Raw genomic sequence first — 18,147 nt, 5'->3', positions numbered from 1 at the left:
CTCGCTCCGTGGGCCCGCCGCCATCCGCCATCCATGGCGGGGGGCGGCTCTCGCGGCATCCATGCCGCTCGGCCCACGGAGCGAGACCTGCGTTCAGCCTGCACCAAAGTCGCGATGGGTGTCGTCTGAACGTTATGTGTATGAAGATCAAAAGCAGATCAAGTGCAAGGTCAAAAGCTTCCCGGCTAAAGCCAGTCCTACCAACAGAACGCGCGCACCCGTAGGACCGGCTTCAGCCGGGAAGCTGTTGATCTTGATCTTCTACGCAGGAAGTCCAGACGACACCCATCGCGACTTGGGTTCAGGCTGAACGGAGGTTTCGCGGAGTGGGTCGAGCCGCAGGGATGCGGCGAGAGCGCCGTCAGGGCATGGATGCCCGTTCGGCGCGGGCCCACGGAGCGGGACCGGAGCGAGGGGATTCCGACGAAGGAGGAACCAAACCAGGAGCAAGCACCCTTGGTTACTTGGGGATGGTGCGACTTTCGACTTTTCCAAGTAACTCGCCGAAGGCGAAACGTCTGCCCCTAGGCAGACGCGCTTGATCCTGGCGTACTAACTCACGCCGCAGATCCGGGGACAGATTAATTTACGGTGAAGCTATGTAAATAAATCAGTCCCCTACGAGCAGTGATTACCGCTCGAGCAGAATACGAAGCATCCGACGCAACGGCTCGGCCGCGCCCCACAACAACTGGTCGCCCACGGTGAACGCGCCCAGATACTGCGAACCCATATTCAACTTACGCAAACGCCCCACCGGAATATTCAACGTTCCGGTCACCGACGTCGGGCTCAGCTCCTGAATGCTCGCTTCGCGATTATTCGGCACCAGCTTCACCCACGGATTGTGCTGACTGATCATCCCCTCGATGTCAGCGATCGGCACATCCTTGTTCAGCTTGATGGTCAGCGCCTGACTGTGGCAACGCATCGCACCGATGCGCACGCAAATGCCGTCCACCGGAATCGGGCTCTTGAAACGACCCAGAATCTTGTTCGTCTCCGCCTGCCCTTTCCACTCCTCGCGGCTCTGACCGTTCGGCAGCTCCTTGTCGATCCACGGGATCAGACTGCCCGCCAGCGGCACCCCGAAATTCTCGGTCGGGAAACCCTCGCCGCGCATCGCGTCAGCCACTTTGCGATCGATGTCCAGAATCGCGCTGGCAGGGTTCGCCAGCTCATCGGCCACCGACGCATTGATCGCACCCATCTGCTTGATCAACTCACGCATGTTCTGCGCACCGGCGCCGGAAGCGGCCTGATACGTCATGACGTTCATCCACTCCACCAGACCGGCCTCGAACAGCCCGCCCAGGCCCATCAGCATCAGGCTGACGGTGCAATTGCCACCGATATAATTCTTGGTGCCGGCATCCAGCTGCTGGTCGATGACCTTGCGGTTGACCGGATCAAGGATGATCACCGCATCGTCCTGCATGCGCAGGGACGACGCTGCGTCGATCCAGTAACCCTGCCAGCCCGCTTCACGCAACTTGGGGAAGACTTCGTTGGTGTAGTCGCCGCCCTGGCAGGTCAGCACCACGTCCAGGGTCTTGAGCTCGTCGATGCTGTAGGCATCTTTCAGCGGCGCGACGTCCTTGCCCACCGACGGGCCTTGGCCGCCGACGTTGGAGGTGGTGAAAAATACCGGCTCAATGAGATCGAAATCCTGCTCTTCCAGCATGCGCTGCATGAGCACGGAACCGACCATCCCGCGCCAACCGACCAGACCTACACGTTTCATCGCAACTACACCTTAATTAAAAGTGGGGCCCCGACCGCAGAGAGCCACTGGGCTCAACCTGACAGTCGTGGGCCCGAGATATTACAGATTGCGCAGCGCGGCGACTACGGCGTCGCCCATTTCCTGCGTACCGATCCGGGCATTGCCCTCAGACCAGATGTCGCCGGTGCGCAGGCCCTGATCCAGCACCAGGCTCACGGCTTTCTCGATGGCGTCGGCAGCGGTGTGCTCGTTGAAGCTGTAACGCAGCATCATCGACACCGACAGAATCGTCGCCAGCGGGTTGGCCACGCCTTTGCCGGCGATGTCCGGGGCCGAACCGTGGCAAGGCTCGTACATGCCCTTGTTGTTCGAATCCAGCGACGCCGACGGCAGCATGCCGATGGAACCGGTGAGCATCGACGCTTCGTCGGAGAGGATGTCGCCGAACATGTTGTCGGTGACGATCACGTCGAACTGCTTCGGTGCGCGGACCAGCTGCATGGCAGCGTTGTCGACGTACATGTGGCTGAGTTCGACGTCCGGGTAATCCTTGGCTACCTGTTCGACGATTTCACGCCACAACTGGCTGGACGCAAGCACATTGGCCTTGTCCACCGAGCAGAGCTTCTTGCCGCGCACACGGGCCATGTCGAAGCCGACGCGGGCGATGCGGCGGATCTCGCTTTCGCTGTAGGGCAACGTATCGTAGGACTGACGCTCGCCGTTTTCCAGCTCGCGGGTGCCACGCGGTGCGCCGAAGTAGATACCGCCGGTCAACTCACGGACGATGAGGATGTCCAGGCCGGCGACGATTTCAGGCTTCAGACTGGACGCATCGGCCAGTTGCGGATACAGAATCGCCGGACGCAGGTTGGCGAACAGGCCCAGTTGCGAGCGGATCTTCAGCAGGCCGCGCTCCGGACGGATGTCGCGGTCGATGGCGTCCCATTTCGGGCCGCCCACGGCGCCGAGCAGCACGGCATCAACGGCGCGAGCGCGCTCAAGGGTCTCATCTGCCAGCGGCACGCCGTGTTTATCGATGGCCGCGCCGCCGATAACGTCGTGGCTCAGTTCGAAACCCAGCTGATATTTCTCGCTGGTCAGTTCCAGCACCTTGACCGCCTCGGCCATGATCTCCGGACCGATACCATCACCTGGGAGAATCAGAATCTGCTTGCTCATAAAACCCTCGTTTCAGAATACGTGTCGAGCCGGTGATCGGTGCCGACTCGGGAGCGGCAAGCTCCAAGCGGTGAGCTGCAAGAATCAGCAGTCACACCGCGGTCAACTTGCCGCTTTCAGCTTGAAGCTTGAAGCTAATAACTGCCCCTCAGCGAAACAGCCACGGCTGCGAAGCGCGATGCTTGCTCTCGAACGCGGCAATCGCCTCGCCGTCCATCAGGGTCAGGCCGATATCGTCCAGGCCGTTGAGCAGGCAGTGCTTGCGGAAGGCGTCGATTTCAAAGTGGTAGACCTTGCCATCTTCACGGGTCACGGTCTGGGCTTGCAGGTCCACGTTCAACTGGTAGCCCGGCGTCGCCTCGACCACTTTGAACAGCTCATCGACTTCGCTTTCGCTCAGGATGATCGGCAGCAGGCCGTTCTTGAAGCTGTTGTTGAAGAAGATGTCAGCGTAGCTCGGCGCAATGATGCTGCGAAAACCGTACTCTTCCAGCGCCCATGGGGCGTGCTCACGGCTCGAGCCGCAGCCGAAGTTTTCCCGGGCCAGCAGGACGCTGGCGCCCTGGTAACGCTCGGCGTTGAGCACGAAATCCGGGTTCAGCGGACGCTTGCTGTTGTCCTGGTACGGCTGACCCACATCAAGGTAGCGCCACTCGTCAAACAGGTTCGGGCCAAAGCCGGTCCGGCGGATCGACTTGAGGAACTGCTTGGGGATGATCTGATCGGTGTCGACGTTGGCGCGATCCAGCGGAGCGACCAGACCGGTGTGTTGGGTAAAAGGCTTCATACGGGGCTCCTTATGCCTGGCTCATGGTGCGAACGTCGACGAAACGGCCGTTGACCGCAGCCGCTGCTGCCATCGCCGGGCTGACCAGGTGAGTACGCCCACCGGCGCCCTGACGGCCTTCGAAGTTGCGGTTGGAGGTGGATGCGCAGTGCTCGCCGCTCTCCAGGCGGTCCGGGTTCATCGCCAGGCACATCGAGCAGCCCGGCTCACGCCATTCGAAACCGGCTTCGATGAAGACCTTGTCCAGCCCTTCCCGCTCGGCCTGTTCTTTCACCAGACCCGAGCCTGGCACAACGATCGCCTGCTTGATGGTCGACGCCACTTTGCGGCCTTTGGCGATGTCCGCTGCGGCGCGCAGGTCCTCGATCCGCGAGTTGGTGCACGAACCGATGAACACGCGATCCAGCTGAATGTCGGTGATCGCCTGATTGGCTTTCAGGCCCATGTACTTCAAGGCGCGCTCGATCGAGCCACGCTTGACCAGATCGGCTTCCTGCGCCGGATCGGGCACATGCTGATCCACGGCCACGACCATTTCCGGCGAAGTACCCCAGCTGACTTGCGGCTTGATTTGGGTCGCGTCGAGCTCAACCACGGTGTCGAACACCGCGTCGTCGTCGGACACCAGGTCTTTCCAGGCCTCGACGGCTGCGTCCCACTGCTCGGCAGTCGGTGCGAAAGGACGACCCTTCACGTAGGCAATGGTCTTGTCATCGGTCGCCACCAGCCCGACACGGGCGCCGGCTTCGATGGACATGTTGCAGATGGTCATGCGGCCTTCGACGGACAGGTCGCGAATGGCGCTGCCGGCGAATTCGATGGCATGGCCGTTGCCGCCGGCGGTGCCGATCTTGCCGATGATGGCCAGGACGATGTCCTTGGCCGTGACGCCGAACGGCAGCTTGCCTTCGACCTTCACTTGCATGTTCTTCATTTTCTTCGCGACCAAACACTGAGTCGCGAGGACGTGCTCGACCTCGGAAGTGCCGATGCCGTGGGCCAGCGCGCCGAATGCGCCGTGGGTGGACGTATGCGAGTCGCCGCAGACCACGGTCATGCCCGGCAAGGTCGCGCCCTGCTCGGGACCGATCACGTGAACGATGCCCTGACGGATGTCGTTCATCTTGAATTCGGTGATGCCGTACTCGTCGCAGTTGTCATCCAGGGTCTTGACCTGCAAGCGCGACACTTGATCGACGATGGCGTCGACGCCGTCCTTGCGGTCGGGGGTGGTCGGCACGTTATGGTCGACGGTGGCGACGTTGGCGTCGATGCGCCATGGTGAGCGTCCGGCCAGGCGCAAGCCCTCGAAAGCCTGAGGCGACGTCACTTCGTGAATGATGTGACGGTCGATGTAGAGCAGCGCAGAGCCATCGTCGCGCTGCTTGACCAAATGCGAATCCCAGAGCTTGTCGTAGAGCGTTTTGCCGGCCATCAGACGGTTCCTCATCAGCGTATTTCTATGCCCCGGCCGCCGATGTCGAGATGACACCGTAAAGACCCTTGGCTTGTGGGGGTGATGCTATGGAATATGCTTAAATAACTCAAATTCATATTTTTCATGCTTTGCATAACCAACAGGAATCCGAGATGGATCTGGCTAATCTCAATGCCTTCATTGCCATCGCCGAGATGGGCAGCTTCTCGGCCGCTGGCGAGCGCCTGCACCTGACTCAGCCGGCGGTCAGCAAGCGCATCGCCGGTCTGGAGCAGCAGCTGGACGTGCGGCTTTTTGATCGGCTGGGCCGTGAGGTCAGCCTGACCGAAGCCGGACGCGCCCTGCTCCCCCGCGCTTATCAGATCCTCAATGTGCTGGACGACACCCGTCGCGCGCTGACCAACCTGACCGGCGAGGTCGCCGGGCGTCTGACCCTGGCGACCAGTCACCACATCGGTTTGCACCGGTTGCCTACGCTATTAAGGGCGTTTACCAAGACCTACCCGGACGTCGCGCTGGACATTCAGTTTCTCGATTCGGAAGTGGCCTACGAAGAAATCCTCCACGGCCGTGCGGAGCTGGCGGTGATCACCTTGGCACCCGAGCCCCACGCGCTGGTGAAAGCCGTCAAGGTCTGGGACGACCCGCTGGATTTCGTCGCCGCGCCCGAGCACCCGCTGGCGACCCGGAAAAACGTCAGCCTGGCCGACCTCGCCCGCTACCCGGCGGTGTTTCCGGGCGAGAACACCTTCACCCACCACATCGTCAGCGAGCTCTGTGAGTCGCAGGGGCTGAAGCCGAATATCGCCATGAGCACCAACTATATGGAGACGATCAAGATGATGGTGTCCATCGGACTGGCCTGGAGCGTGCTGCCCCGGACCATGCTCGACGAGCAAGTCACCCCCATCCCGTTGCCGGGTGTCCAGTTACGGCGGCAGTTGGGGTATATCGTCCACACCGAACGCACGCTGTCTAACGCGGCGCGGGCGTTCATGGCGTTGCTGGATGCGCAAGCTGCAGGACTGGAGCAATCGCCCGCGCGCTGAGCGCGCACAAAAAAGGCGCCCCGCAGGGCGCCTTCTCACGCTGACTCTGGATCAGTGAGTCAGGGTTTTCTGGGCATTGATCTGGATGCGTTTTGGCTTGGCCTCTTCAGGCACCAGACGCAGCAGGTCAATGTTCAACAGGCCGCTGGCCAGAGCAGCGTTCTTGACCTCAATGTGGTCAGCCAGGCGGAACGACAGCTTGAAGGCACGCTGGGCGATGCCCTGGTGCAGGAAGGTCACGCCTTCCGCCGTATTCTCGCGCTTGTTGCCGGTGACGGTCAGTACGCCCTTCTCGACTTGCAGCTCCAGGTCTTCCTCCTGGAAACCCGCTGCCGCGATGACAATGCGGTATTGGTCATCAGCGTGTTTCTCGACGTTGTAGGGAGGGTAGCTGCTGGCCGACTCGTTGCGCGCCGCCGACTCGAACAGGTCATTGAAGCGGTCAAAGCCAACGGAGTGACGGAACAGTGGAGCCAGGGAAAATGCAGTAGTCATCTGAAAATCTCCTGATAAATCAGCAAGTGGTTATCGCCGCGACCCGACTTCGGCATCGCGTAATCCCAAAATAGGGACGGCCATTTGCGTTTCAAGAGTCGTGCAAAAAAATTTTCAGGCGGCTTCCGGCACGCTCACACCGAGCATCTGGCTGATCCGCTCGCAGTCGGTTTCGCGGCGCAGGGCATCGAACAGGACGGTCGCTTCGGGGTAGCTTTTGGTGAGCAGGACCACCCACTGCTTGAGGCGGCCCGGCGCTTGAACGCGGGTCATCTTGGCCATGGCCTGCAACCAGAAATCCCGCAGCAGGGGCTGCAATTCGGCCCAAGTCATGGGGATGACCTCACGCCCGGCTTGCGCCGCGGCGATCTGCCGGCCCAGGTCCGGACGCGCCACCAGACCGCGGCCGATCATGATGTCGCGGGCGCCACAGATCTCCCGGCAGCGGCGCCAGTCGTCGACGGTCCAGATCTCGCCGTTGGCGATGATCGGAATCTTCACCACGTCCTGAATCTTGCCAATCCACTCCCAGTGCGCCGGCGGCTTGTAGCCGTCGACCTTGGTCCGGGCGTGGACGACGATGTGCTCCGCGCCGCCCGCTTCCAGGGCCCGGGCGCAATCCAGCGCCGGTTCAGTGCTGTCGTAGCCCAGGCGCATCTTGGCGGTGACCGGAATGTGCGCAGGCACGGCGCGGCGTACGTGACTGAGGATGGTGTGCAGCAGCTCCGGCTCCTTGAGCAACACCGCCCCGCCTCGGGATTTGTTGACGGTCTTGGCGGGGCAGCCAAAATTCAGGTCGATAACCGGCGCCCCCAGTTCGGCCGCGAAGGCTGCGTTCTCGGCCAGACATACCGGGTCCGACCCCAGTAGCTGCACACGCAAGGGCACGCCGGCGCGGGTCTTCGAGCCCTGCAACAGCTCGGACGCGAGCTTGTGGAAGTAATGCTCCGGCAAGACGCGCTCGGTCACCCGGATGAATTCGGTCACGCACCAGTCGATGCCGCCGACTTGCGTCAGCACGTCACGCAGGATGTCGTCGACCAGGCCTTCCATGGGTGCCAGGGCAATTTGCATGGGGTCACACTCGAAAAAAAGTCCGGCAGTTTACGCAGAGGCCGGCGAATTGGATACGGTTTACGCGCGCCGAGCGTCAGGAGACCGCGCGGTGCAAGCCTGCGGCGTAGCCGTCGATGAACTCGCTCGGCATGCGCTTGGGTTTACCCGACGACAGTTCGATGCAGACGAAGGTGGTCTGCGCGCGCAGCAAGGTCACGCCATCACTGGGCCGCTTGAGCTGGAAGCGCCGGGTCATTTTCAGGCGTTGATCCCAGTCGACGATCCAGGTCGCCAGTTGCAGTTCGTCATCCTGATAGGCGCTGGCCAAGTAGTCGATCTCATGCCGCACCACGGCCATGGCCCGGTCGAGTCGACGGTACTCGGTCAGGTCCAGGCCCAGTTGCTGGGAATGCCGCCATGCGCAGCGTTCGAGCCAGGTGACATACACCGCGTTGTTGGCGTGACCCAGGCCGTCGATATCCTCCTCGCCCACCTGCAGATCGATGACGAACGGCGTTGCCAGATCCCAGACCATTTCTTAATGCCCTATCAAATTCATCACCCGGGCAGTGTAACTAAAAGCATCGGACAAGAAATGGTCCAGCCGGGGACAGATTAATTTACGGTGAAGCGTTGTAAATAAATCAGTCCCCTCAGCCCAAAATTGAGGGTGCCCACGCTGGCCTCTTCCCGGCTGAAGCCAGTCCTACAATGGCATCACAGCACCGCCGATTTCGCCGCCCTCAACACGCGGTCTGACAGCTCACCGGGCCCCAGGGCTCGGGCGAGGGCCAGGCCGCCGACCATCAATGCGATATCGGCCAGGGTCTTGTCGGATTCTTCAGGGCTGGCAGCGAGCTGTGCCACCATCAGTTCGACGTGTTCCGCCAGGGCGTTGCGAAAATCCTCGGACAGACGCGCCATCTCCCCGATCGCTGTCGGCAACGGGCACGCGTGCTCTTCGGCGTCGCGATGCCTGCGCGACAGGTAAAACGCGGCCAGCAGCGCGCGACGCTCCTCACCCGGCAATTGACCGTCGATGCCGGCGACCATCTCACGGCGTTCCACCAGCAACTGGCGGAACGCTTCAAGCATCAGCGCTTCCTTGCTGTCGAAATGCGCGTAGAAGCCGCCTACCGTCAGCCCGGCTGCGCCCATGATCTCGTTGACGCTGGGTTCGATCGGGCCGCGGGCGATCAACGCGGTGCTGGCAGCTGTGAGAATGCGTTCGCGGGTCTGTGCTTTTTTATCGTTCATGACCGCCTCCGGGATGATGGCGATAATATTATCCTCATCATGTGCATTGGCAAGGACGACACCGGTGCTTGGGATGAACGATGGGCAGATGAACGAAGAGAGAGGCAAAGAAAGGCAGGGTCTGGAACCAAACCCCGGAAAAACAAAAGGGCCATTCAATAATCGAATGACCCTTGGTCTCGCAGAGCGAGAAATCGTGGCGTCCCCTAGGGGACTCGAACCCCTGTTACCGCCGTGAAAGGGCGGTGTCCTAGGCCACTAGACGAAGGGGACGCAAAACCTTCGAGCAGATTCGCCGATGACAACTGACGAACCCTGGCAGAAATTGGTGGAGCTAAGCGGGATCGAACCGCTGACCTCCTGCATGCCATGCAGGCGCTCTCCCAGCTGAGCTATAGCCCCGGATTTACGCCTTTCGGCGGAGATCAGCTCTAAAGCCTCACTCGGTAAAACTGGCGTCCCCTAGGGGACTCGAACCCCTGTTACCGCCGTGAAAGGGCGGTGTCCTAGGCCACTAGACGAAGGGGACGTAACCCTTGCGTACCGCCTCGGTGCTGGTTCCGGAGCGGGACAAACTTCAAGGCAGTAAAGCAAACCTTGAAGCTTCTAATTTGGTGGAGCTTAGCGGGATCGAACCGCTGACCTCCTGCATGCCATGCAGGCGCTCTCCCAGCTGAGCTAAAGCCCCACAATACAATTACGTAGAACGCCGCGTTACCGCGTATTTCTGCGTTGCCGTGTGGACGGGGCGCATATTAAGTGCGACCCACAAAGCTGTCAAACTCTTTTTCAAACAATTCCAAAAGAATTTTCCGGGATAACAATCACTTACCGCCTCCCGAAAACCGGCCCACGCCGGCCAACGGGCCATCGCTCAATGGCCCTGAGTAATTCAGGTGGTCACTCAGCCGATGGCGCCGAGCAGCTTCTCCCATTCTTTGTTCTCTTTCTTCGACACCCCGCCCAGCATGTCCAGCGCCTGGCGCAGACGGAAACGGGTCAGGTCCGGGCCCAGAATCTCCATGGCGTCGGTGACCGATACCGAATTCGCCTGACCGGTGATGGCGGCGAACATCAGTGGCATGGCGTCCCGCAGCTTCAGTTCCAGGTGCTCGACCACTGCCTGAATGCAACCGGTGATCTTGTCCTTCTCCCACTGACGCAGGGATTCCAGCTTCCACAGGATCAGCTGAATGACCTGACGCACCTGTTCCGGCGACAGCTTCTTGTGTTCGAACAGCTTCGCGTCCGGCGTCACGCCACCGGCGAAGAAGAAGCCGCCCAGCGGCGCGATCTGGCTGAACGTCTCGACGCGGCCCTGAACGTGGGGGGCGATCTTCATCATGTAGTCGCTGTTGAACGCCCACTTCTGCACGCGGGTGGCGAACTCTTCCACCGGCAGTTCACGCAGCCATTGGCCGTTGAGCCACGACAGCTTCTCGATGTCGAAAATCGGTCCGCCCAGGGACACGCGGGTCAGATCGAAGTGTTCGACCATTTCATCCAGCGAGAACTTTTCGCGCTCGTCGGGCATCGACCAGCCCATGCGACCGAGGTAGTTGAGCATCGCTTCCGGCATGAAGCCCATGCGCTCGTAGAACGTCACCGAGGTCGGATTCTTGCGCTTGGAGAGTTTGCTCTTGTCCGGGTTACGCAGCAGCGGCATGTAGCACAGCGCCGGCTTTTCCCAGCCGAAGTACTCGTAGAGCAGGATCAGCTTCGGTGCCGACGGCAGCCACTCTTCGCCGCGCAGCACGTGGGTGATGCCCATCAGGTGGTCGTCGACGACGTTGGCCAGGAAGTAGGTCGGCAGGCCGTCGGTCTTCATCAGGACCTGCATGTCCATGCGGTCCCACGGGATTTCGACTTCGCCACGGAGGATGTCCGGTACCACGCAGACGCCTTCGCTCGGCACCTTCATGCGGATCACATGGGGTTCGCCGGCGGCCAGGCGGCGCTCGACTTCTTCTTTCGACAGCAGCAGCGCGCGGCCGTCGTAGCGCGGGGTTTCGCCCCGGGCGGTCTGCTCGGCGCGCATCTGGTCCAGCTCTTCAGCGGTGCAGAAGCACGGGAAGGCATGACCGGCGTCGACCAGTTCCTGCACGTACTTCTTGTAGATGTCGCCGCGCTCGCTCTGGCGATACGGGCCATGGGGACCGCCGACGTCGGGGCCTTCGCTCCACTCGATGCCGAGCCAGCGCAGGGCGTCGAAAATCTGTTGTTCGGACTCGCGGGTCGAGCGCAGTTGATCGGTGTCTTCAATGCGCAGGATGAATTCGCCGCCATGCTGTTTGGCGAAGCAATAGTTGAACAGCGCGATGTAGGCCGTGCCAACGTGGGGGTCGCCGGTGGGCGATGGCGCGATGCGGGTGCGAACGGTGGTCATGGAAAATCCCGGATAGGTCGAACAAGCCGCGAATGTTAACAGGCGCGGGCTGCGCGGCTCCAGCGCGGACGCTTGATGGAGCGCAGAATCGTGGTAATGGCAGGACAGGCGGCCCCGCCCTCGCCGCCCGGCACGCGTCGCCACGCATGTTGCAACGAATGCCGCGCCATCAGTGGCGGTCATGATCGCGACGATGGCTAGGTGCCAGACCGCCAACCCTGATAAATTTGTGTACATTCCAATAATTCAGAACGCCCATGCCCGCCCAACTCAAGCGCCGCCTGTTCATCTTCTTCGTGGTGGTCCTGCTGATCGCCCTCGCCTTCTTCGCCCAGTGGTACCTGAAAGGACGCTTTCACGAGTCCACCGACAACGCCTACGTGCAGGGTGAAATCACCCGGGTGTCCAGCCAGCTCGGCGCGCGGATCAACGAGGTGTTGGTGCAGGACAATCAGCACGTGGAAAAAGGCCAGTTGCTGGTGCGGCTTGAGCCGGATGATTTTCGCCTTGCCATCGACCGGGCCCAGGCGACCCTGGCAACCCGCGAGGCGGAGCGCCTGCAGGCACAGAGCCGCTTGACCCAGCAGTCGAGCCTGATCGCCGCCAGCGATGCGCAGGTGCAAGCGAATCAGGCGACCCTCGGGCGCACGCAACTGGACCTGGCGCGACTGCAAAAGCTGCGCACCCCGGGCTTCGTCTCGGAAGCCCAGGTGACCACCATGACCGCCGACAGCAACGTTGCCCGCTCCCAGGTCACCAAGGCCCAGGCCGATGCCCAGAGTCAGCGCCAGCAGGTCAACGCGCTGAACGCCGAGATCAAACGCCTCGACGCGCAGATCGCCACCGCCCGTGCCGACTTGGCCCAGGCGCAGATCAATGTGCAGCGCACCGAGATCCACTCGCCCCTCAGCGGGCTGGTCGGCCAGCGGGCGGCGCGCAGTGGCCAGTTCGTTCAGGCCGGCGCGTATCTGCTGTCGATCGTGCCGGGCCAGGACATCTGGGTGCAGGCCAATTTCAAGGAAACCCAGATCGAGCACATGGAGATCGGTCAGGTCGCCCAGCTGACCTTCGACAGCTTTCCCGGCACGCCCATCAAGGGCCGCGTCGACAGCCTGTTTGCCGCCTCCGGTGCGCAGTTCAGCCTGCTGCCGCCGGACAACGCCACCGGCAACTTCACCAAGGTCGTGCAGCGCATCCCGGTCAAGCTGACTTTCGCGCCGGACAACCCGCTGCACGGCAAGATTCGCCCGGGCATGTCGGTGACCGTTTCAGTCGATATCCGGCCGCCGAACGACGCCCGACATGGCCAGTGACGAACTGATCCGCCCGGTCGGCGAACCGACCCGGCGCGACTGGATTGCCGTGATGAGCGTCATGCTTGGCGCGTTCATGGCGGTCCTTGATATCCAGATCACCAACTCGTCGCTCAAGGACATTCAGGGCGCGCTGTCGGCGACACTGGAAGAAGGCTCATGGATTTCCACCTCGTATCTGGTGGCGGAAATCATCATGATCCCGCTGACGGCCTGGTTGGTGCAGTTGCTCTCGGCGCGGCGCCTGGCGGTCTGGGTGTCGGTGGGGTTTCTGCTGTCGTCCCTGCTCTGCTCGATGGCCTGGAGCCTTGAAAGCATGATCGTCTTCCGCGCCCTGCAGGGTTTCACCGGCGGCGCGCTGATCCCGCTGGCGTTCACCCTGACCTTGATCAAACTGCCGGAGCATCACCGGGCCAAAGGCATGGCGCTGTTCGCTATGACCGCCACTTTCGCCCCGTCCATCGGCCCGACCCTGGGCGGCTGGCTGACGGAGAACTTCGGCTGGGAGTACATCTTTTACATCAACATCCCGCCAGGGCTGGTGATGATCGGCGGCCTGCTCTACGGGCTGGAGAAAAAGGCGCCCCACTGGGAATTGCTCAAGAGCACCGACTACGCCGGCATCGTCACCCTGGGGGTCGGGCTGGGCTGCCTGCAGGTGTTTATTGAAGAGGGGCATCGCAAGGACTGGCTGGAATCGAACCTGATCGTCGGCCTGGGCAGCATTGCGCTGGTGAGCCTGATCAGCTTTGTGATCATTCAGTTTTCCAAGGACAAACCGCTCATCAATCTGGGCATTCTCGGCAACCGCAATTTTGGGCTGTCGAGTATTTCCAGCGTGGGCATGGGCGTCGGGCTGTATGGCTCGATCTATCTGCTGCCGCTGTACCTGGCGCAGATTCAGGGCTACAACGCCCAGCAGATCGGTGAGGTGATCATGTGGATGGGCGTGCCCCAGCTGTTTCTGATTCCGCTGGTGCCGCAACTGATGAAGGTCATCTCGCCGAAGCTGCTGTGTACACTGGGGTTTGGCTTGTTCGGGCTGGCGAGCTTTTCGTCCGGCGTGCTCAATCCGGATTTCGCCGGGCCTCAGTTCAATCAGATTCAGCTCGTGCGGGCGCTGGGTCAGCCGCTGATCATGGTGACTATTTCGCTGATCGCCACAGCGTTCATTCAGCCCCAGGACGCGGGGTCGGCGTCGAGCCTGTTTAACATTCTGCGGAATCTGGGCGGCGCCATCGGCATTGCGCTGCTGGCGACGTTGCTGGATGCGCGGACCAAGACCTACTTCGACTACTTGCGCGAATCGATCTCCCCCGCCAACCCGCAAGTCGCCGAACGCATGGCGATGCTCACCGACCGGTTGGGCAGTGAAACGGCGGCGTTGGGCAAGCTCAGCGAGATCGCCCATCAACAGGCGGCGATCATGGCCTACAACGACGCCTTTCATTTTGTCGGGATTGCGCTGGGGATCAGCATGCTGGCGGTGCTGTTGACGCGGAAGTTGCCTTCGGGGGTCGAGAGTGGCGCGGCGCATTAAGCCGCCCTGAAACGCCGAGAACGCCTTCGTGAGCAACCTCACTCCCACAAGGTCCAGCGGCGTGGCCGGGATTCCAAGTCGAACACAACCCCTGTGGGAGCGAGCTTGCTCGCGAAAGCGTCGGCACATCCGCCGCATCTCCATCTGCAGGACCAGCCTTCGTGAGCAACCTCACTCCCACAAGGCCCAGCGGCGTGGCCGAGATTCCAAGTCAACCGGGATCGTGTGGGAGCGCCACCCCGGTCACTCCCGCGAGTCCTCAAACTGCCAGCAGGCGCTCGCGCAGTTTGCCGATCTCGTCACGCATTTGTGCCGCGGCTTCGAACTCCAGGTCGCGGGCCAGTTGGTACATCTTCTCTTCCAGCTGACGAATGCGTTTGGTGATTTCGCTCGGCGAGCGCAGTTCGGCCTCGTACTTGGCGTTCTCTTCGGCGGCTTTGGCCATGCCTTTGCGCTTCTTGCTGCGCGAGCCGGGCACGGTGGCGCCTTCCATGATGTCGGCGACGTCCTTGATCACGCTTTTCGGCGTGATGCCGTTGGCCAGGTTGAACGCGATCTGCTTTTCGCGACGGCGATCGGTTTCTTCGATCGCACGCTCCATGGAACCCGTGATGCGATCGGCGTACAGGATCGCGCGGCCGTTGAGGTTACGCGCGGCCCGGCCGATGGTCTGGATCAGCGAGCGCTCGGAACGCAGGAAGCCTTCCTTGTCGGCATCCAGAATCGCCACCAGCGACACCTCCGGCATATCCAGGCCTTCGCGCAGCAAGTTGATCCCCACCAGCACGTCGAAGGTGCCCAGGCGCAGGTCGCGGATGATCTCGACGCGCTCGACGGTGTCGATGTCCGAGTGCAGGTAACGCACGCGCACGCCGTGGTCGGCCAGGTAATCGGTGAGGTCTTCGGACATGCGCTTGGTCAGCGTGGTCACCAGCACCCGCTCCTCGATCGCCACGCGCTTGTGGATCTCCGAGAGCAGGTCGTCGACCTGGGTCAGCGCCGGACGGATCTCGATCTGCGGGTCGACCAGACCGGTCGGCCGCACCACTTGCTCGACGATGCGGCCCGCGTGCTCGGCTTCGTAGTTACCCGGCGTCGCTGAGACGAAAATGGTCTGCGGGCTGACGTTTTCCCACTCATCGAAACGCATCGGCCGGTTGTCCAGCGCCGATGGCAGGCGGAAACCGTATTCCACCAGCGTCTCTTTGCGCGATCGGTCGCCCTTATACATGGCCCCGACCTGGGGCACGCTGACGTGGGATTCGTCGATCACCAGCAGCGCGTCAGCGGGCAGGTAGTCGTAGAGTGTCGGCGGCGGCGCGCCAGAAGGACGCCCGGAAAGGTAGCGCGAGTAGTTTTCGATGCCGTTGCAGTAACCCAGCTCGAGGATCATCTCCAGGTCGAAACGGGTGCGCTGCTCCAGACGCTGGGCTTCCACCAGCTTGTTGGCGCCGCGCAGGTATTCCAGACGCTCGTTCAGCTCGACCTTGATGCCTTCCATCGCCTCCAGCAGCGTTTCCCGCGGGGTCACGTAGTGGCTCTTCGGGTAGAAGGTGAAGCGCGGCAGTTTGCGAATCACCTCCCCGGTCAGCGGATCGAAGGCAGAAAGGCTCTCGACCTCGTCATCGAACAGCTCGATGCGGATGGCTTCCAGGTCCGATTCCGCCGGGAACACGTCGATCACGTCGCCGCGCACCCGGAAGGTCGCCCGGGCGAAATCCATGTCGTTGCGGGTGTATTGCAGGTCGGCCAGGCGACGCAGCAAAGCGCGCTGGTCGAGCTTGTCGCCGCGATCCACATGCAGAACCATGCGCAGGTAGGTTTCCGGACTGCCCAGACCATAAATGCACGACACCGTGGTGACGATGATCGAGTCTTTGCGCTCCAGCAGCGCTTTGGTCGCGGACAGGCGCATCTGCTCGATGTGGTCGTTGATCGACGCGTCCTTCTCGATGAAGGTGTCCGACGACGGCACGTAGGCTTCGGGCTGGTAGTAGTCGTAGTAGGAAACGAAGTACTCGACCGAGTTGTTCGGGAAAAACGCCTTGAACTCGCCGTACAGCTGGGCGGCCAGGGTCTTGTTCGGCGCCAGCACCAGGGTCGGGCGCTGCACTTGCTGAATGACGTTGGCGATGCTGAAGGTTTTGCCCGAACCGGTTACACCGAGCAGGGTCTGGTGCGACAGGCCGGCGTCGATGCCTTCAACCAACTGACGAATCGCCTCCGGTTGATCGCCGGCCGGCTCAAAACGGGTAACGAGCTGAAACTCGGACATAACGTACCTCTGGAGGGGCCACTGCCGGATGAATCCCGCAGCAACGCAATTGAGCACGGACGGCTGATCCCGCCAGGGAAAAGACGTACATAAAAGAAGTGATGGGACTACAAGTGGAGTCGACGGCGCCACCTTTCAAGCCACCCTCCGCAGATTAGTCCGCGGCACGGGACTAACGGTCGAAAAATTTCGCGAAAAACCCTGAAAAACCTGCGCGGGACTGTCGCCCGCACTGGCGCAGGCCTTTATACTTGCTCCCCGTTTGTGCACCGCTCTAGTGCAATCGGCTGGAGCGACGCGACCCATTCACTCCCCACTCAGAGCCCCCGCACAATGAGCCTGTTCTCCGCTGTCGAAATGGCACCACGCGATCCAATCCTGGGCCTCAACGAAGCATTCAACGCCGATACCCGCACGACCAAGGTCAATCTGGGTGTCGGCGTTTACAGCAACGAAGAAGGGAAAATTCCGCTGCTGCGCGCCGTTGTCGAAGCGGAAGAAAACCGGGTGGCCCAACACCTGCCCCGCGGCTACCTGCCCATCGACGGCATCGCTGCCTACGACAAGGCCGTGCAAACCCTGCTGTTCGGCGCTGAGTCGCCGCTGCTGGCTTCGGGCCAAGTGATGACGGTCCAGGCGGTCGGCGGTACGGGCGCTCTGAAAATCGGCGCGGACTTCCTCAAGCAGCTCTCCCCTGACGCCGTTGTGGCGATCAGCGACCCAAGCTGGGAAAACCATCGCGCGCTGTTCGAAACCGCCGGTTTCCCGGTGCAGAACTACCGTTACTACGACGCCGCCACCCATGACGTGAACCGCACGGGCATGCTGGAGGATCTGCAGAACCTGCCGTCCGGCTCGATCATCGTGCTGCACGCCTGCTGCCATAACCCCACTGGCGTTGACCTGACCCTGGAAGACTGGAAGAAGGTGCTTGAGGTGCTGAAGGCCAAGGGTCATGTGCCGTTTCTGGACATGGCGTACCAGGGCTTCGGTGACGGGATTGACGAGGACGCAGCGGCAGTGCGCTTGTTCGCTGACAGCGGCATGACGTTCTTTGCTTCCAGTTCGTTTTCGAAGTCGTTTTCGCTGTATGGCGAGCGGGTCGGTGCGTTGTCGATCGTGACGGACTCGAAGGAAGAGACGGCGCGGGTGTTGTCTCAGGTGAAGCGTGTGATCCGCACGAACTATTCCAACCCGCCGACCCATGGCGCGTCGATTGTGGCGACGGTGTTGAACAGCCCTGAGTTGCGTGCCAAGTGGGAGGAGGAGCTGGGCGAGATGCGCCTGCGGATTCGCGGGATGCGTGAGGAGATGACGCAGCGTTTGGCGAATAATGCGGCGGGGCAGGATTTCAGTTTTGTCGCACGTCAGCGGGGGATGTTTTCGTATTCGGGTCTGACGACGGCGCAGGTTCATCGTCTGCGCAATGAGTTCGGGATTTATGCGTTGGATACCGGGCGGATTTGTGTGGCGGCGTTGAATCAGGGGAATATCGGGGCTGTTACCGAGGCGATCCTGGCGGTTATCTAAACCGCCAAGATTTTAAGGTCAAGATCAGGAGCGTCTGCCTGGGGGCAGACTGTTTCGCCTTCGGCGAGTTACTTGGAAAAGCACCCCAAGTAACCAAGGGTGCTTGCTCCTGG

The 18,147-nt window shown here is 61.6% G+C and carries 14 protein-coding genes and 4 tRNA genes; 4 read left to right on the top strand and 14 right to left on the bottom strand.

Annotated elements, in window-relative coordinates; translation table 11 throughout:
- Window positions 1-631: 631 nt before the first annotated feature.
- From asd to leuC, 4 genes are all read right to left on the bottom strand, one after another.
- On the bottom strand, window positions 632-1,744 hold the full coding sequence (gene asd, locus BBI10_RS00460) for an aspartate-semialdehyde dehydrogenase (protein ID WP_065986059.1): 1,113 nt from the start codon (window positions 1,742-1,744) through the stop codon (window positions 632-634).
- A gap of 81 nt (window positions 1,745-1,825) precedes the next feature.
- On the bottom strand, window positions 1,826-2,908 hold the full coding sequence (gene leuB / locus BBI10_RS00455; RefSeq protein ID WP_065986058.1) for a 3-isopropylmalate dehydrogenase: 1,083 nt from the start codon (window positions 2,906-2,908) through the stop codon (window positions 1,826-1,828).
- A gap of 148 nt (window positions 2,909-3,056) precedes the next feature.
- On the bottom strand, window positions 3,057-3,695 hold the full coding sequence (gene leuD, locus BBI10_RS00450; protein WP_065986057.1) for a 3-isopropylmalate dehydratase small subunit: 639 nt from the start codon (window positions 3,693-3,695) through the stop codon (window positions 3,057-3,059).
- Window positions 3,696-3,705: 10 nt separating this feature from the next.
- Window positions 3,706-5,130, bottom strand: coding sequence for a 3-isopropylmalate dehydratase large subunit (gene leuC, locus BBI10_RS00445; RefSeq protein WP_065986056.1), 1,425 nt, complete (start codon window positions 5,128-5,130; stop codon window positions 3,706-3,708).
- A 155-nt stretch (window positions 5,131-5,285) separates the two neighbouring features.
- Between leuC and BBI10_RS00440 the strand changes: the two genes are divergently transcribed.
- Window positions 5,286-6,182, top strand: a complete 897-nt coding sequence (locus BBI10_RS00440) for a LysR family transcriptional regulator (RefSeq protein ID WP_065986055.1) — start codon at window positions 5,286-5,288, stop codon at window positions 6,180-6,182.
- A gap of 51 nt (window positions 6,183-6,233) precedes the next feature.
- Here BBI10_RS00440 and BBI10_RS00435 read toward each other — a convergent pair whose 3' ends face one another.
- From BBI10_RS00435 to gltX, 9 genes are all read right to left on the bottom strand, one after another.
- Entirely contained in the window at window positions 6,234-6,677 is a 444-nt protein-coding gene (locus tag BBI10_RS00435; protein WP_065986054.1) for an Hsp20 family protein, read from the bottom strand.
- 114 nt (window positions 6,678-6,791) lie between these two features.
- Entirely contained in the window at window positions 6,792-7,751 is a 960-nt protein-coding gene (locus tag BBI10_RS00430; protein ID WP_065986053.1) for a tRNA dihydrouridine synthase, read from the bottom strand.
- A gap of 76 nt (window positions 7,752-7,827) precedes the next feature.
- Entirely contained in the window at window positions 7,828-8,268 is a 441-nt protein-coding gene (locus BBI10_RS00425) for an acyl-CoA thioesterase (protein ID WP_065986052.1), read from the bottom strand.
- A gap of 182 nt (window positions 8,269-8,450) precedes the next feature.
- Window positions 8,451-8,990: a TetR/AcrR family transcriptional regulator gene (locus BBI10_RS00420; protein ID WP_065986051.1), complete on the bottom strand. Its 540-nt coding sequence runs from the start codon at window positions 8,988-8,990 to the stop codon at window positions 8,451-8,453.
- A gap of 197 nt (window positions 8,991-9,187) precedes the next feature.
- Window positions 9,188-9,263: transfer RNA gene (locus tag BBI10_RS00415), tRNA-Glu, on the bottom strand.
- A 53-nt stretch (window positions 9,264-9,316) separates the two neighbouring features.
- Window positions 9,317-9,392 (bottom strand) — tRNA-Ala (locus BBI10_RS00410).
- Between the two features lie 51 nt (window positions 9,393-9,443).
- Window positions 9,444-9,519, bottom strand: a tRNA-Glu gene (locus BBI10_RS00405).
- Window positions 9,520-9,602: 83 nt separating this feature from the next.
- Window positions 9,603-9,678 (bottom strand) — tRNA-Ala (locus tag BBI10_RS00400).
- 216 nt (window positions 9,679-9,894) lie between these two features.
- Window positions 9,895-11,376 (bottom strand): glutamate--tRNA ligase, encoded by a 1,482-nt coding sequence (gene gltX / locus BBI10_RS00395; protein WP_065986050.1) that lies wholly within the window; start codon window positions 11,374-11,376, stop codon window positions 9,895-9,897.
- 257 nt (window positions 11,377-11,633) lie between these two features.
- On the opposite strand from gltX, the gene BBI10_RS00390 reads away from it, so the two are divergent.
- Window positions 11,634-12,689 (top strand): HlyD family secretion protein, encoded by a 1,056-nt coding sequence (locus BBI10_RS00390; RefSeq protein ID WP_065986049.1) that lies wholly within the window; start codon window positions 11,634-11,636, stop codon window positions 12,687-12,689.
- Between the two features lie 49 nt (window positions 12,690-12,738).
- A complete protein-coding gene (locus BBI10_RS00385) occupies window positions 12,739-14,229 on the top strand; it encodes an MDR family MFS transporter (protein WP_208600722.1) in 1,491 nt (496 codons plus the stop codon).
- A gap of 259 nt (window positions 14,230-14,488) precedes the next feature.
- Here the strand turns inward: BBI10_RS00385 and uvrB are convergent, their stop codons facing one another.
- Complete coding sequence (gene uvrB / locus BBI10_RS00380) at window positions 14,489-16,504, bottom strand: excinuclease ABC subunit UvrB (protein ID WP_065986047.1); 2,016 nt, start codon at window positions 16,502-16,504, stop codon at window positions 14,489-14,491.
- Between the two features lie 333 nt (window positions 16,505-16,837).
- Here uvrB and BBI10_RS00375 point away from each other — a divergent pair, with 333 nt between their 5' ends.
- Window positions 16,838-18,034: an amino acid aminotransferase gene (locus BBI10_RS00375; RefSeq protein WP_065986046.1), complete on the top strand. Its 1,197-nt coding sequence runs from the start codon at window positions 16,838-16,840 to the stop codon at window positions 18,032-18,034.
- The last annotated feature ends 113 nt before the right edge of the window (window positions 18,035-18,147 follow it).

This window comes from Pseudomonas graminis (assembly GCF_001705435.1).
In the GTDB taxonomy this organism is placed as follows: Bacteria; Pseudomonadota; Gammaproteobacteria; order Pseudomonadales; family Pseudomonadaceae; genus Aquipseudomonas; species Aquipseudomonas graminis_B.
Note: the sequence above shows the minus strand (reverse complement) of the source record. Positions and strands in the feature narration are given on the sequence as shown.